The organism is Microcoleus sp. CAWBG640 (genome assembly GCF_020883015.1).
Lineage (GTDB): Bacteria > Cyanobacteriota > Cyanobacteriia > Cyanobacteriales > Microcoleaceae > Microcoleus > Microcoleus anatoxicus.
On sequence record NZ_JAHRFC010000017.1, the window covers coordinates 53711 to 70692 of the forward strand.

At 42.4% G+C, this 16982-nt stretch carries 9 protein-coding genes; 4 read left to right on the forward strand and 5 right to left on the reverse strand.

Annotation, left to right across the window (positions count from 1 at the left end; genetic code table 11):
• Positions 1 to 537: 537 nt before the first annotated feature.
• Positions 538 to 2793 carry an ATP-binding protein gene (locus tag AAFP11_RS11435; protein WP_341737181.1) on the reverse strand — a complete coding sequence of 752 codons (2256 nt, stop codon included), beginning with the start codon at positions 2791 to 2793 and terminating at the stop codon, positions 538 to 540.
• Between the two features lie 596 nt (positions 2794 to 3389).
• Between AAFP11_RS11435 and AAFP11_RS11440 the strand changes: the two genes are divergently transcribed.
• The 4 genes from AAFP11_RS11440 (at position 3390) to AAFP11_RS11455 (ending at position 9507) form a co-directional block, all read left to right on the forward strand.
• Positions 3390 to 6200: a PAS domain S-box protein gene (locus AAFP11_RS11440; RefSeq protein WP_341737182.1), complete on the forward strand. Its 2811-nt coding sequence runs from the start codon at positions 3390 to 3392 to the stop codon at positions 6198 to 6200.
• Positions 6201 to 6236: 36 nt separating this feature from the next.
• Positions 6237 to 6683 carry a response regulator gene (locus AAFP11_RS11445; protein ID WP_341737183.1) on the forward strand — a complete coding sequence of 149 codons (447 nt, stop codon included), beginning with the start codon at positions 6237 to 6239 and terminating at the stop codon, positions 6681 to 6683.
• Positions 6684 to 6818: 135 nt separating this feature from the next.
• The gene (locus AAFP11_RS11450) at positions 6819 to 8327 is read left to right on the forward strand and encodes an ATP-binding protein (protein WP_341737184.1); all 1509 of its coding nucleotides are present in this window, start codon (positions 6819 to 6821) and stop codon (positions 8325 to 8327) included.
• A gap of 91 nt (positions 8328 to 8418) precedes the next feature.
• Positions 8419 to 9507, forward strand: a complete 1089-nt coding sequence (locus tag AAFP11_RS11455; protein WP_341737185.1) for a response regulator — start codon at positions 8419 to 8421, stop codon at positions 9505 to 9507.
• Positions 9508 to 9529: 22 nt separating this feature from the next.
• On the opposite strand, the gene AAFP11_RS11460 is transcribed toward AAFP11_RS11455, so the two are convergent.
• From AAFP11_RS11460 to AAFP11_RS11475, 4 genes are all read right to left on the reverse strand, one after another.
• Positions 9530 to 12136, reverse strand: coding sequence for a PAS domain S-box protein (locus AAFP11_RS11460; protein WP_341737186.1), 2607 nt, complete (start codon positions 12134 to 12136; stop codon positions 9530 to 9532).
• Positions 12133 to 12528: a response regulator gene (locus AAFP11_RS11465; protein WP_340519438.1), complete on the reverse strand. Its 396-nt coding sequence runs from the start codon at positions 12526 to 12528 to the stop codon at positions 12133 to 12135. Before AAFP11_RS11465 ends, AAFP11_RS11460 begins: the two co-directional genes overlap by 4 nt.
• Positions 12529 to 12642: 114 nt before the next feature.
• Positions 12643 to 14076, reverse strand: coding sequence for a response regulator (locus AAFP11_RS11470; RefSeq protein WP_341737187.1), 1434 nt, complete (start codon positions 14074 to 14076; stop codon positions 12643 to 12645).
• Positions 14069 to 16942 (reverse strand): ATP-binding protein, encoded by a 2874-nt coding sequence (locus AAFP11_RS11475; protein ID WP_341737188.1) that lies wholly within the window; start codon positions 16940 to 16942, stop codon positions 14069 to 14071. The genes AAFP11_RS11470 and AAFP11_RS11475 overlap by 8 nt, the downstream gene beginning before the upstream one ends.
• Between the last annotated feature and the right edge of the window lie 40 nt (positions 16943 to 16982).

The window sequence follows — 16982 nt, forward strand, 5'->3', positions numbered from 1 at the left end:
AAGGGGGATTTAGGGGGATCTAGACTCAGGTAAAAACCAGATTTCTCAGGGCTTTCAGGCTTAAGTTGACACTAATGGGCACTGCCGATTGGTGTCAACTTAACGTCAAACCCAGTCAGAGACTGCTGTTTGACTATTAAGCCTAGATCCCCCCTAGCCCCCCTTAAGAAGGGGGGGACAAGAGTCCGATCTTTCGTCCCCCTTCTTAAGGGGGATTTAGGGGGATCTAGACTCAGGTAAAAACCAGATTTCTCAGGGCTTTCAGGCTTAAGTTGACACTAATGGGCACTGCCGATTGGTGTCAACTTAACGTCAAACCCAGTCAGAGACTGCTTTTTGACTATTAAGCCTAGATCCCCCCTAGCCCCCCTTAAGAAGGGGGGGACAGGATTCTTCTCAAAGTCCCCCTTCTTAAGGGGGATTTAGGGGGATCTAGACTAGGATATAAACGAGATTTATCAAGGCTTTCAGGCTTAAGTTGACACCAATGGGCACTGCCGTCTCCTCTATATCATTCCGGTGCAGCCGGAATTGATATTACGCGATGGTCTCCGCTCCCAAGGTGAAATAAAACGTACTGCCTTGACCAGGGGTAGATTCAAGCCAAATTCTGCCTCCGTGCCGCTCCACAATTTTGCGGGCAATCGTTAATCCTACCCCTGTGCCACCACCGAAGTCATCTCGTCCATGCAGGCGGCGAAAGATCTGAAAGATTTTGTCGAGATGCTCCTGCAAGATGCCAATGCCATTATCACGCACATAGAAGGTCAGCGGGTAAAGGTCAGAATTTTCTTCATTCCCTGCGATGAAACCAATTTCGATCCACTTGGACGCTTTATCATTGTATTTTATCGCGTTGCTGATCAGGTTGGTCAAGAGTTCATTCACCTGAGCCAGATCGCCCTCAATGCTGGGCAATGGTTGGGGAATCCGAAACTCGACTTCGTTTTGTGGGCGGGCAATAGTCAGGGTGGCGATCGTCTGATGCACCAAGTCATCCAAATTCACCGTTTGCCGTATCAGTTCGGTGCGACCTAACCGCGAGAAATAGAGGAGTGAATTGATCAGGTCTTCCATCCGCTGAGTCAGCCGCACCAGAGTTTGCAGTTTCGCAACCCCATCCTCGTCGAGCACTTCTTCATAGTCCTCCATCAAGAAATTGGCGTAGTTGTGAATGCCCCGCAGCGGCTCTTTCAGATCGTGGGAGGCAATGTAGGCAAACGAGTCAAGGTCTTCATTGCTCCGCTGCAATTCAAAGTTCATCAATGACAGTTCATCTGCTTGCCGCAACACCACACCCACAATCAGGCTTCGCAGTTCAGCCACGGCTTCAATTTCACAGGGTTTCCAGGGCCCGGCACAGCCTTGCACCGTTTCTTGCCACAAGTCAAAGGATAGTCGCGGAGACATCCGCAAACTGCCATCCACCGAAACTTCTACAGGCTTGTTAGGGTTGCCGCCCCAATTCACGGTTTGCATCACTTCGGGACGAAACCAGAGAATGTAATTGCGGTGAACTTTAGAAATTTCTAGTGCTAACACCCCACTGGCGATCGCCTTAAACGATTCGGCAGCAGGATAGTCTTTAGAGAGCGATCGGGTTTCAAACAAGCTGTTATGCAATTGAGGTTTAATCCAATCGAGTAAGGCGTGAACTGCTTCCTCTGATGGCGAAACGCCCACTTGAAAATACTCGTTGCCACTGCAAACCACCACTCCGGTGGCATTCACCAGATTCAGTAGTTGAGATTTCAGTTGCACCATTCCATCCAGCAAATTCTCAGCCTGAGACAATGCTTCGACAAATTGAGTTTGCAAAGACTTCAATTGCATTTTGTAGTCAATGTCTTCGGTGGCTGTTTTGTTCGTTAGTTCCACAGACATCACCTGCCCAATAAACTCGCAAACAGTGCGGATATTGTAGGGAACATATTTAGGCGACAAATGATGGCAGGCGATCAATCCCCAGAGCTTTTGATCGTGCATTAGAGAAATGGACATAGAAGCATCCACGCCCATATTTTGCAGGTACTCTAGATGAATTGGCGACACACTTCGCAACACCGACAAACTCAAATCGAGCGGTTGATTCGTGAAGGGATTGGTCGCTGGAATTAACGTAACGGGCTGGTAGCTGGTAGTTGGCATCAGCCGCAGCCAGTTGAGCGTATAGAGCTGTCTGGCTTGCTTAGGAATGTCGGAGGCTGGGTAGTGCAAATTCAGATAGGACGTTTCTTGATTGGTGTCTTCAGCAATGACACTGCCTGCCCCGTCTGGAGCGAATCGGTAAACCATCACGCGATCGAAGCCAGTGATCCGCCGGACTTCCTTAACCACGATCTGGGACATATTCAGCAACGTGGGTGCTTTTTGAATCCGAGTAATGGTTCCTTTTACCTGTTGATAAAAATCAAAAAAGTCTGTTTTTCCCTTCGCTTTTTTCGGCTCCAATTCTAGTACAATGGCAGCCTGCAAACGATGCACAATCCCATCAAAATAGATCGATTTATTCCCCCGCTTGATCGACAGGTTGAGGGGATTGATGCCCTCAAAATCCTCTGCCAGACATTGTTGCATCAGCTTAATCTGCTTGGCATCCAATAAGTCTGACAGCGGCTGGCCCAGCAACTCCTCCGGTTGGCGACCCATCACAGCTTCGGTATTGCGGCTCACCTGAACAATTTCTAGGGTGGGATTGTGCAAAACCAGCAAAACCCCGTGCGGCTGAATCAGCCCTGGAATATGAATCGGTTCGCGATCGCAGTTAGTCAAATCAATTGTCACATCAGTCATTCGATTTTAGATTTTAGATTTTAGATTTTAGATTTTAGATTGACCCCACGGATAAATTCGGGGGCTTGAGGATTTTGGATTTTAGATTTTGGATTGATTCCACGGGTAAATCCGGGGGCTTGTACCATCAAGAAATTATTGGTCATGCTCAGGCTCTCGAACTCCTTATTCTTTTGATTGTTATTTATTGTTTTGATTGCGCCACCCGTGGAAATCGCGATCGAGTAAATACAGTGTATCCCAGGTTTATGAAGTCCTTACTTCATAAACCTGCAATACGGGAGCATCCCAGGGCTGTTTCATTCTCAAGAAAACGATGCTTTTGTAGGGGTAGTGCCCCCGTGCCTACCCTCCCCATCTTTTGTAGGGGCGGTGGATGGTGCGTGCCCGCCCTCCCCATCCACAATTTTGTAAGTGTTTCAGAGATTGGGGCAGCCACGGGGGGCGGCCCCTACAAGAGAATGAAACAGCCCTGCGTTGGGGGGGGGTGCGGAATCTGGGTTGAAACCGCCGATCGACCTCCAAAATTTGAGATAAGTTATAGGTTATGGGTCAGAGCCGGTTTTATTCTATTGATTGTCTGTAAATCGCACCTTATGCTCTGGAATTTTTTAAATAACCTGTTATTCACCGGGAAGTATATTCCTCATGGCCACTGTTACCTGTGGCAGCGAGATTTAGTTGGACTCCACATAGTCTCTGATTCGCTGATTGCCTTCGCCTATTACTCCATACCTCTATCGCTGCTTTATTTTGTCCACCAGCGACAAGACTTGCCCTTTCGTAACATTTTTTGGCTGTTTGGAGCCTTTATTATCTCCTGCGGCACTACTCATGTGATGGCAGTTTGGACGCTGTGGTATCCTGTTTATTGGCTGTTTGGCATCTTGAAACTGATTACCGCAGCTATTTCTGTTTACACCGCTTTCATATTAATTCCTTTAATTCCCCAAGCATTAGCTCTCCCCAGTCCCACTCAATTAGAGATAATTAATCACAGACTACAAATAGAAATAGCTGAACGTCGAAAAAGTGAAGCTAGGTATCAAACTTTAACTGAAGTTTCGCCAGTGGGAATATTTTATACTGATACTTTAGGAAATTGTTTATACGTCAACGAACGCTGGTGTCAAATTGCTGGAATTACCTGCGAAGAAGCTTTCGGAACAGGGTGGGTGCAAAGTATTCATCCTGACGACCGTCAGCGCGTTTTTGCGGAATGGTATCGGGCTGCCCAGGAAAAATTGCCCTTTCAATCTGAGTACCGTTTTCAAAGTATTGATAACCATAGTGTCCGGTGGGTATTTGGTCAAGCTGTCGGGCAAATCGACGAGAATGGGGAGGTTAAAGGTTATGTTGGTACTATTACCGATATTACCGAACGCAAGCACGTAGAAGAGGAAAATCGACTGCTAAATGAAAGCCTGGAGCGTCGAGTTGCTCAGCGTACTAATGAGATAGAAATTGCCAACCAACAATTGCAAATAGAAATCGCAGAACGTCAACAAATATCTACAGCTTTGTGGGAATTAACCCAACTGCAAAAGGCGATTCTTAACAGTGCTAATTACACAATTATTTCCACAGATGCCGACGGTGTAATTAAAACATTTAATCGGGCCGCTCAGCAACTTTTAGGCTATTCCGTAGAGGAAGTTGTGGGTAAATTAACACCAGCAATAATTCATGATCCTGTGGAGGTGGAGCAGAGAGCTGAAGTTCTTTATCAAGAATTGGGAGTAAAAATAGAGCCGGGAATTGAGGTTTTTGTGACCTTGCCCATTCGGGGAATACCTGACGAGAATGAATGGACTTATATTCGTAAAGATGGTTCGCGGTTTCCGGTGCTGCTATCGGTTACTGCTTTATCTGACAGCGAGGGAAATATTAACGGTTTTTTGGGCATTGGTCAGGATATTACCACACGCAAGCAAGCTGAAAAAGAGGTGCGGGAACTGAATACTGCTATGCAAAATGCGGTGGAAGGTATTGGGAGGCTGGATATTGAGGGACGCTACTTGAGCGTTAACCGGGCTTACGCTCATAAATTTGGCTACGAACCAGAAGAAATGATTGGGATGGGATGGAAGCAGATTGTACATCCTGACGATGTTGAGATGTTGATGTTAGCCGAGCGGGAAATGCTGATTTCTGGCAAAGTAGAAGTTGAAGCTAGAGGTGTGCGGAAAGATGGCTTGTTTTTTTACAACCAAATCACCATGGTAAAAGCTGATGACGAACAAGGGATATTTAATGGATACCACTGTTTTATGAAAGATATCACTGAGCGTAAACTAACGGAAAGAGCATTACAGGAAAGTGAATTTCGATACAGACAAATAGTGGAATTAGCTGAAGAAGGTATTTGGGTAATTGACAGCAATGCTCGCACCACTTACGTCAACCACGCCATGGCGCGAATGCTCGGTTATACAGACTCAGAAATGTTGGGAAGGCGGATTTTTGATTTCATGGATGAACAGGAACAACAGCTAACTAGCCAATATGTGGAGCGGCGTAAACAGGGAATTAGTGAAAAACATGAATCTAAGCTTAAGAGTAAGGATGGTAAAGATGTTTGGACTTATATTTCTACCAGTCCGGTTATGGATGAATTTGGTTGTATGCTGTCTTCCTGTGCCTTGGTTTACAATGTTACAGACCGCAAACAGGTAGAGCAGCAAATGCTGCAACTTACAGAAGATTTGAAGCGTTCTAACGAGGAATTAGAACAATTTGCTTATGTGGCTTCCCACGATTTACAAGAACCTCTAAGAGCTGTTACCAGTTACACTCAATTATTGGCCCAGCGCTATCAAGGCAATTTGGATGCTAAAGCAGATAAATATATTAATCATATTGTTGATGGTGCTTCCAGAATGCAACAATTAATTAATGATTTGTTAGCTTATTCGAGATTGGGAACTAGGGCTCAGGAATTTGAGATTGCTGACTGCAACGCTGCGGTGGAGCAAAGTTTGTGCAATTTGCAAATTGCGATCGCCGAAAAGCAAGCTATTATTACCAAGGATGTGATGCCCACGGTGATGGCAGATGAATTTCAACTGGTGCAATTATTCCAAAATTTGATCGGTAATGCCATCAAATTCTGCCGCGAAGAGGTCCCCATAATTCATATTACTGCTATCATACAAGATGATGAATGGCTGTTCAGTGTCCGCGATAACGGGATTGGCATCGATCCAGAGTATGCCGATCGCATTTTTATCATTTTTGGGCGCTTGCACTCCCGTCGCGAATATTTAGGTACTGGCATAGGTTTGGCGATTTGCAAGCGAATTGTGGAACGCCACGGCGGACGGATCTGGGTTGAGTCTTTGCCGGAAGAAGGCGCTACTTTTTACTTTACTATTCCGATCGTTAACAGTTGCAACATCAAATTTTGAATATTTTTTTTAGATCGTCATCAGGATAAGCAAATTATGACTCCTCACACCCAAGTTAAACCAATAGAAATTTTGTTAGTTGAAGACTCTCCCAGCGATGCTGACTTGGCAATGGAAGCCCTCAGCAACGGTAAAATTTTAAATAACTTGCATTTTGTCGAAGATGGAGTAGAAGCCATCAATTTTTTACGAAAAAAAGCACCTTACAAGGAAGTACCGCGTCCAGACTTAATTTTGCTGGATTTGAATTTGCCTAAAAAAAGCGGTGTAGAAGTCCTGAAAGAAATTAAGACAGACCCAAATTTAAAACTGATTCCAGTATTGATTCTCACCACTTCAGCAGCCCAAGAGGATATTATCAAGTCCTACTCGCTCCATGCCAACTGTTATATTACAAAACCAGTAGATTTCTTACAATTTACTAAGGTAGTTAGGTTAATTGAGGAGTTCTGGCTAGCAGTAGTCAAACTTCCTATCGTTTAATGGATAGAATAGTTATCGGGGTGGTGTAGACCCTTGCCAAACTCTAATTTTCAAGTTACAAATAGAAGGGTAAAGTAAAATAGTTTAAGATCGTATTTGCCCCGTGGCAATCTGAGGATAAATAACATCAAAGCTATGTGGATTAAGATTCTGTTGGTAGAAGACAATCCGACTGACGCTGATTTGCTTGCAGAATTGTTAGAAGCATCTGTAGGAGTCGAGTGGGAACTGGTGTGCGTTGAGTTCCTACACTCGGCGATCGCACATCTGAGCAAACAATCTTTCGATCTAGTTTTGCTCGACCTTTCTTTGCCCGATAGCCACGGTTTGGAAACCCTAACTCGCTTGCGAGAAGTGGCACCGGATACGGCAGTGGTGGTAATGACTGGGTGGGATGATGAGGCCGTTGGACTCAAGTCTGTCCGCTTGGGCGCTCAAGATTACATAGTCAAAGGTCAAATTACTACTCAATTGTTAGTGCGCACAATCCGTTACGCTATTGAACGTTCCCAAACTTTTCAAATGCTCAGGGAAAGCGAGCGACGTTTTCGGGCAATTTTTGACTCCTCATTTCAACTGACAAAGCTACTAACTCCCGATGGAATTGTGCTGGAAGTTAACGAAACAGCTCTGGAGTTTACAGGAATGCGATCGCAAAATATTGTGGGCTACCCGATTTGGGAACAGCCGATTTGGCAACAGTCACCCCATGCTAAAGCACAATTAAAAGAAGGAATCAGTAAAGCTAGTCAAGGTGAGTTTTTTCGCAAAGAAATAGACTTGTTAGGAAAAGGCGACCAAATTGTGACGGTGGATTTATCCCTCAAGCCAGTCAAAAATGACACAGGACAAGTTTTGCTGCTGATTGCTGAAGGACGGGATATTAGCGATCGCAAGCGAGCTGAAGCCGAAATTCTTAAAACCCTGGCACGAGAAAAGGAACTTTCAGAACTCAGAGCTAAATTTGTGAGCATGGTTTCCCATGAGTTTCGCACCCCCCTGACAACAATCCAATTTTCCGCTGGATTGCTACAAGATTACAGCTCAAATTGGTCGAGCGAGAAAAAATCGACTCATTTTGTGCGGATTCAACTAGCGATTCAACGCATGACAGAGTTATTAGAAGATATCCTAGTAGTAGGTAAAATCGAAGCCAATACACTACAGTTTCAACCAGTTTCCTTAAACCTGGAAAAATTTTGCCGTCAGATTATAGAAGAACAACAACTCAATGATAGCAACCAACACCCCATCGCCTTGATTGTCTCCGGCGACAACACCAAAGCTGAAATGGATGAAAAACTACTCAGGCAAATATTGGGAAATTTACTCTCAAATGCCCTCAAGTATTCTCCAGCCGGAACATCAGTTGATTTACACCTGAAAACTCAAAATGGAGAAGTTATTTTTCAAATTCAAGACCGAGGAATCGGGATTCCCAAATCCGATCAAAAGCGAATTTGGGAAACATTTTATCGCGCTACAAATGTCGGCAATATTTCGGGAACAGGTCTCGGTTTAGCAATTGTCAAAAGAGCTGTAGAACTCCACGGTGGCCAGATAGTCATACACAGTCAAAAAGGCAAAGGGACAAATTTTAAAATCACCCTACCTTTAATTTGTAATTCTGCCCAAAATAGCTAATTACTCCGTGGTAAAAATCTTCAAAACACACACAATTTAAAAACCGGATAAATTCAGAAATTAACTACAATAAATCACCGCATAAATAACTATGGCAAAAATTTTGGTAATTGAAGACGAAGCAGCGATTAGAGAAAATATTTTAGACTTGCTAGAAGCCGAGAATTTTGTATCCCTAGGAGCTGCTAACGGCAAAGTCGGTATCAAAATGGCGATCGAACATATGCCGGACTTAATTTTGTGCGACATGATGATGCCAGAAATTGACGGTCACGGTGTCCTCAAAGCATTGCGAGCAGAGCCTTTAACTACAACAATTCCGTTTATTTTTCTCACAGCCAAAGCTGAAAAAACAGACATTCGCCTAGGGATGGAACTGGGAGCTGACGATTACATAACCAAACCTTGTACGCCACAACAACTGCTAAAAGCTGTTGCGATTAGACTGGAAAAACACAAAGCAATTAGCAGTCAATCCCAAAAAAAACTTGACGATTTACGTTCCAATATTAGTACGTCCTTACCTCACGAATTGCGCACTCCTTTGAATGCAATTCTCGGTTTTTCTGAACTGATATTGTCGGAATATAAGGTTTTTGAGGAATCGGATATTTTAGAAATGATCGGTCACATCCAAATTTCCGGCCATCGCTTGTACCGACTAATTCAGAATTTTTTGCTATATACAGATCTGGAAATATCAGCAACCAATCCCGAATTAATTAAGGAGATGCGAAACAGCAAATTTAGCTGCGTAGAATCTTTGCTATCAGAAAAAGCGCGGCAGCAAGCAAAGCTGGCTAATAGAATAGACGATTTAAAATTAAGCTTGCAAAATTCATCGGTAGCAATAGATTCTGTGAAGCTGACAAAAGTTCTTGAGGAACTCCTGGACAATGCGTTCAAATTTTCTTCAGAAGGAACACCAGTTTTGGTGAGTGTTTGGGTGGAAAATCAGAAGTTCATTCTGTCGGTGAAAGACGAAGGACGGGGTATGACTTCCGAGCAAATTTCACAAATCGAAGCTTATATGCAATTCGATCGCCAACTTTACCAACAAGCAGGTTTGGGATTAGGTTTGGCAATTGTGAAACGGATTACAGAATTACATGGCGGAAACTTAAAAATAGAAAGTTCCCCGAATTTATCAACCATAGTCTCTGTATGTCTGCCCGTTTAAATAGAATACAGCCTTGCTTGAGTCAAACAGTGGCGATCGCTAGTTTGACACACCGTTGTATATAAATTTGAGCTACACTATCTGTAGGATGGTGTTGCAGACAGGCCGAAAATAATTCTCTAGCTTCTACAAACCTGTTGCTATGATAATATACCAAAGCTTGTTCAAAGATGGCTTTAGTCTCTAACTTTTTCTGTCGCGACTCCGGCCCATCCGCCTCAAATACTTCATAAACTGTGATGGGTCGCGATTTACCTTTAACTTTGACGCGATCGACTAACCTCAAATCATAAACTTCTTCCAACTGGATAAAAGTATTGTGAGTAATTAACATCGATACTCCGTATTCTTTCGTCAAATTTTCAATGCGGGAGGCTAAATTTACTGCATCACTAATCACCGTACTATCCATCCGATTTTGCCCCCCAACAGTCCCCAACATTAAAGAACCTGTATTGATGCCAATGCCAATTTGTAGCGGCTGGCGATCGGGTTGAGTACGAGTAGTATTGTATTCATTTAGTTGCTCTAGCATCACAATTCCAGCTTTCACAGCATGGTCTGCACTACCATCAAACAATGCCATAATCGCATCGCCAATATATTTATCAATAAACCCATAATTATCAGTAATTGCGGGTTCCATCCGCGATAAATAACCATTAATAAATTGAAAATTTTCTTGGGGATTCATAGTTTCAGATAGCGTTGTGAAATCACGAATATCTGAAAATAGCACCGACATTTCTTTTTGTACCTGATCCCCTAATTTCACCTCTAAAATACTTTCATATCCCAGAAAATACAGAAATTCATGCGGCACAAATCTCCCGTAAGCATCTGTTAATTTTTCTTCTGCTGCTAGGGCTTTTTCTAAGTCGTCTGTGAATTGACGGCGCTCTTTTTCTACACATTGACGTTCTGTGATATCTTGAAATGCTGCGATCGCATAGACTATATTTTTTCCTTCGTCGTAAATTGGTGTCGCCCAAACCTCGATCGGCACAATCCGATCCGGGCGGTGAATTTCCGCATCATCAACACGCACAACTTCTCCTCGCAGGGCCCGAATCACCGGTTGGCGATCCATGGGATATAATTGATTAGTTCCCGCACAATAAGCTTGATAAACTTCTGGTAACTTACCAGGAATAACATCGCAAACTAAACCTTGACCAAATATCCTTGTACCGGCCGAATTCATGTAGCAAGGTTTTCCCTTAGCATCTACGACAAATATTCCCACCGGCATCGCTTCCAGTAATTGAGTCAGCCGATTTTCACTTTCTGACAGTTCCTCATTTAACTTTTCTTCTGCTACTAAAGCTTTTTCCAAATCATTGGTAAACCTGAGCCGTTCCATTTCTACCTCTTTTCGCAAAGTAATATCCTCTGCAAAACCCTGGTAGTAAAGCACTTCATCATTCCCATCAAAAATAGTGCGTGCATACTCAGAAATCCAAATAATCCTACCATCTTTGCAGTAAACCTGAGACTCAAACTCAGATAGAGTACCGTGGTGTTTCATCAAATTCAGAAACTCTTGACGGCGATTCGGCATCACATACAATTGGTGCTCAATATCATTAACACTTGCTATCAATTCTGCTGGCGAATCATAGCCGTAGATTTGAGCTAGAGCCGGATTAACACTAATAAAATGTCCGTCTGTCGTAGTCTGAAAAATACCTTCAAGAGCATTTTCAAATATGCTGCGATACTTCTCCTCAGCTTGAATTAACGCTGCTTCCGCTTTCTTCCGTTCCGTAATATCAGTAAAAGCGATAATCCCATCGGAAATTTCCCCTAGAGAATCATAAATTGGAGTCGCCCAACTTTCAACGGGAATAATCTTATTACCCGCACGAATTTCTACACTTTCAGTCCGCACATTTTCGCCCCGAAGTGCGCGCATAATTGGCAATTCTTCTACAGGACATCTCTGATTTGTTCCTGATTTATAAAATTGATAAATAGCTGCTTTTTGCTCAGAATTAATATGCGGCACAGTTCCTTTGCCAAATATCTCCCGCGCTTTCTGATTTGCATAAAAAGATTGACCGCTGGCATCCAGCACGCACACACCCAACGGCATCGCTTCCAAATATTGCCTCAAGCGACTTTCGTTTTCGTGGAGTGTCGCAATTAACCTTGCCTGCTTGCGACTTAATTTTGCTAATTCCTGATTCATCTCCTGAAGTTCTACTTGTTTTTCCGCAAGTTGTTTCTCCTGAAAATACTTATATATTGCCTCGGTCACAGTTAGTTTCAAATCGTCCGGCTGCCAAGGCTTAGCGATATAGCGATATAATTTGGCATAGTTAATAGCATTAGTAACCGCTTCCAAATCCGCTTGTCCAGTCAGCATAATATTCAGAGATTTCGGAGATATAGCATGAACGTTCCTTAGTAGTTCGTCTCCTTTCATGTTCGGCATGATCTGATCGGAAATAATCAAAGGAACTTCATAATTATCGGCGATTAATTGTGATAGTAACTCTAAGGCTTCTTCACCACTTTCTGTGGTTTCAATTAAATATTTATCTTCAAAGGCTTTGAGCAAATCAATTTCCAGACTATCTAGTATAGTCGGCTCGTCATCTACACAAACAATGACTGGTTTTTTCATAATCTTCCTATACCAGACTTAATCGCTTCAATTAATTCTTGATGGTTCCAAGGTTTTGCTAATAAAGCATGGACGTTTGCTTGATTTTTGGTACGTTCAATGGCATCTTTGTCAGCTTGTCCAGTCAGCATCACAGTCACAATTTTTGGATATTTTTGATGAATCTCGATCAGCAACTGATCTCCTTTCATTCCAGGCATTAACCAATCAGAGACAATCACGAGTATATTCACCTCATCTTGACATAACTCTGCAATAATCTCCAGTGCTTCGGCCGCACTTTCAGCAAATTCGTAGAGATAATGTCCGTTAAAAGCCTGTTGCAGTTCTATTTCCAGACTTTCCAGTACCGATATTTCATCGTCCACACACAGAATTGCTGGTTTAACCATGGCTTGTTTCCTCTTTGAGTATAGTATGCTGATTGGGCGATCGCGATCGGCAAGATTTCCCAATTAATTATACAATCCCGACAGGGACTTATTGCGAGCCCATAACCCACTTACCTACTCCGGTAAATTTATTGGCAAAGAGACTGCAAATGTAGTTTTAGCAGGCATCGATTCGACATCAATTTTACCCTGATGTTTATCAATTATTTTTCGGACAATATCCAATCCTAAACCGCTGCCTTCGCCCATAGATTTAGTAGTAAAGAACGGCTCAAATATTTTGGGCAATACTTCAGGCGGAATTCCCTTGCCACTATCGGTAATGCTAACTTTTACCCAGTTATTTTCATGTACTATATCAATTCTTAAAATTCCTTTATCGTCCATCGCTTGTAAAGAATTATGCACTAAATTTGTCCAAACTTGATGGAGTTCGTCGGGATAACACCATACCGCTGGCACTCCGGCTTGATAGTTTTTGATGACTTCGACACCGTGTTTGAGTTGATTCTGGTAAAGAGTTAATACAGTTTCGATTCCCTCACCAATATTCACCTCTAATTTTTCTCCATTAAAGTCGTAACGCGCATAACTTTTCAACGCAAACACGACTTTTGCTGCACGTTCGGTAGCGGTAGCGATCGTTTTAGCACTTCTCTGAATACTAGAAAACTCATAAGCTGTCTTGATAATTTTTTCGCTATCGGGGTCTTTTAAGAGCGACAAAAACGATTGTAAATCTGTCTGCAAGCCGAGATTGACTAACATACCAGCAAGACTGTCCGCATTACCAATCTCTTGGAACTCTAGCTGCTGCTTCACACCTCTTTTGAATTCCCGTTTTTCTCGCGTCGATAAAGAGTAATCTTGTTTGCTGGAACTGTGCATTAAATTCACGAAATCTTGCTGGCGATCGACGGAAAGTTCTTTAAAAAAAACGGGCAAACTTTCTAGATTATTATCCAAAAGATTGTTAATGTTGCCAATAGACGATCGAATCGCACCTAGGGGCGTATTGATTTCGTGAGCAATCCCAGCAATCAGTTGTCCCAGCGCGGCCATTTTTTCCGACTGTACCAAGTGATTTTGAGTTGCTTTTAATTGTGCTAAAGCGACTGTTAACTCTTCATTTTTTTGTTTGAGTTTATTTTGCAACTTACACATCGCCAAATGAGTTTCCACTCTCACCAACACCTCTTCAACTTGAAAAGGTTTGGTAATATAATCTACACCGCCTACAGCAAAAGCTTTTACCTTATCTAGCACATCGTTAATCGCGCTAATAAAAATTACCGGAATGTCGCGAGTACGTTCATCTGCTTTGATTTTTTGACATACTTCATAGCCATTCATTTCCGGCATCATAATATCCAGTAAAATCAAATCTGGAGGCATTCCCCTAGCAGCAGAAAGTGCCAATTCACCATTAGGGACTGGGCGGACTTTATAGCCCTTTCCATTCAATATTCCCGCTAACAGGCGCAAATTAGCTGGTGTATCATCTACTACTAAGATATTACCGTTGTTAGTATTCGTGTCGTTATTCATGGTATTTTGTTTCAGAAATTAAATTCAACACTCGATCGTAGTCAAAATTCTCTATACAATTTGCGATCGCACTGGCCAGTAAAGGATTCTGCAAACTAATTTGGGCGATCGAGCTATCTATTAAATCCAGATCTATATTCAGTATGGCCAGCTTTAACTCAGCTACTAATTGCTGGGGTAATCCGTTGAAAGCATCCACAGTAAGTACCTCAAAATCCCCATTGTTTGTTTTCAGTACATTAACTTCCTTTGTATTTTCATAAATATAGCGCACTCCAATATGTTTGTGCATAGCATCAAAAATCTCGGCTTCCCGGAAAGGTTTCCGCATAAAGGCATCGCAACCCGCTGACAAAATCACTGCCCGTTCCTCCTCCAAAACACTAGCAGTGAGTGCAATAATCGCAGTAGCTTGACCTTTGACAGTGCCTTTTATGTGTTTCGTTGCTTCGTAACCGTCCATCACAGGCATTCTCATATCCATCCAAATTAAATGCGGTTCCCAACTGTCCCAAATTTCAATAGCTTCTTGACCATTTATGGCTTCTTTCAATTGAAATCCCAGAGGATTCAGGATTTTAATTAATAGTTGGCGATTGAGCGGTTTATCGTCTACTATCAAAATTCGATAGGGGTGTTGGTTGGGTTCCAAGGCAATCACATGGCTAGTTAATCTTTTGTTTTCAAATTCAGCACTTTCGACCACAATAACTTGAATATCAAACTTAAAAACTGTACCTTGTCCCACCGAGGAACTGACACTCATTTCACCACCCATTAATTCAACAAACTTGCGACTAATTGGCAAACCTAATCCTGTACCCTCTTGGGAGTCTTTTCCTGTTTGTGTTTGTACAAAAGGTTCAAAAAGATTATCTAATTCTTCCTGGGAAATACCCTTCCCTGTATCTGCTACTTCAAAATGCAGAAACAAAGAAGAATTAACCGGGACTGAATCCGGGGCATAGATTGAATCATCAAGGGGAATTGGCGAGGCAAAATTAGCATTTTTATACAGAGCTAATTCGGAGTCTTGAACATCTTTAATTTGCCGATTCTTGATTTTTTTAGACTTTTCTAACATCGGAGAACTTTCCGATTCTGCCTGCTTGCTAATTTTAACCGATACACCACCCTCATCAGTAAATTTGAGAGCGTTGTTAAGCAGATTAATTAAGACTTGTCGCAATTTTAGTTCGTCAGTTTCCACGTATTGTGGTACATCAGGACTGCGGTCAAAAACCAACTGCAATTTTTTGTCATCTGCTTTTAATTGAAACATATCTTCGACATCGCACAGCAGGCGATAAATGTCTATTTTTTTGGGATTGAGGGTAGTGCGTCCCGCTTCAATTTTGGATAAATCGAGAACATTGTTAATTAGGGTGAGCAGGTGTTCTCCGCTGCTGCTAATTATGTTCATATTTTCTTGGTCTTCTCGCGATAGAGTTTGGCTGCGAGTCATTAGTTGGGAAAAGCCGAGAATTGCATTGAGAGGCGATCGCAATTCGTGACTCATGTTAGCCAAAAAGGTACTTTTAGCTTGATTTGCGACTTCAGCTTTGTCTTTAGCTACAGCTAATTCTGCCGTCCGTTCTTCCACTCTATTTTCGAGATTTTCAAAAGAATGTTGCAGTTGTTGAGCCATGCTGTTAAATGCTTTGCCTAATTCTCCCAATTCGTCTTTACGTTGAATTTCTAATGTTTGATTCCATTCACCTTTGGCAAGGTTTTTGGCTGCTGTATTTAAGCGCCAAATAGGATTTGTCACCCACCGAGAAGTAAAAATTCCAATGACTACAGCTACTCCTAAAGCAGCCAAACATAACCAAATCGTCATGCGGGTATTGGCATCTATTTCAGCGGTGAAATCAGCTTCGGGAACCACGACCACAATTAGCCAGTCTAAACCTTTGCCATCTTGAAAGGGTAGGACTTTGACAAATTGTGGTTTGCCTTCTATTGGAAAATTTAAAGTATAGGAAGCTTTAATTTCTTTTAATTTTTGAAAATGACTTGCTACATATTTTGCAGTAGCTTGAGTCGTAGCATCAACACTTTCTTCAGCTTTAAACAGTTCTTTGTTATTACTTCTGGTACGGAAAGGTTTTTCGGAAGTGGAAGTTGCCAGCAGGGTGCCGTTTCTTTCCATGATAAATGCCTGTCCCGATTTGCCAACTTTGAGACTGTTTAAAAATTGACCAATGTGATCGAGGCGCAAGGCAGTAATTAATACTCCTTCCAGTTGGTCATTTTCGTAGACTGGTTGTAGAGCGCTGATGATTAATGTCGGCTCCAAAAAAGAAATGTAAACTGAACTCCAAGTGGGTTTGCCTGCGTTAGCCGCATTTTGGTATGAAGGATGTTGGCGAATATCGAAAGACTTGACAACAGTTGCTACTGTAGTGCGATCGCCTGTATTGTTAGTATTGTAAGAATAAAAGTCAAGCCCAGTAGAGCGTCCTGACATATTAATCATCAGGGAGCCATTGGAAAGTTTTTCTCCGGTTCTATATTCTCCATTTTTATTACCAATGGATGTAAAATTGATATAAGGATATAATTGTACTTGCCGCCACAGGTATTGCTCCCAAGCTGATAAATCTTCCATGTTTAACAGCCCCAGTTTGACTGCATCCAGCTTGCTTTGATTAATTTGATGGGGCGTGGCGACGTAAATTTGCAGGTTTTGCTCGACGCGAGCACTAACTTCGCTCATCAACTGACTAGCTAAGTTATTAACTGCTTTTTGTCCGTTTCTAAAAGAAAGATATCCTACAAGTCCCACGGCTCCGACTATTTGCAGTACAAAGGGAACTATCAGTACAGTTCGCAGGGGAAGTTTCTCTAAAAGTTTAAAAACCATAAGTTTGAGAGGTTTGGTGAACTTAATCTAGGACAGTCCT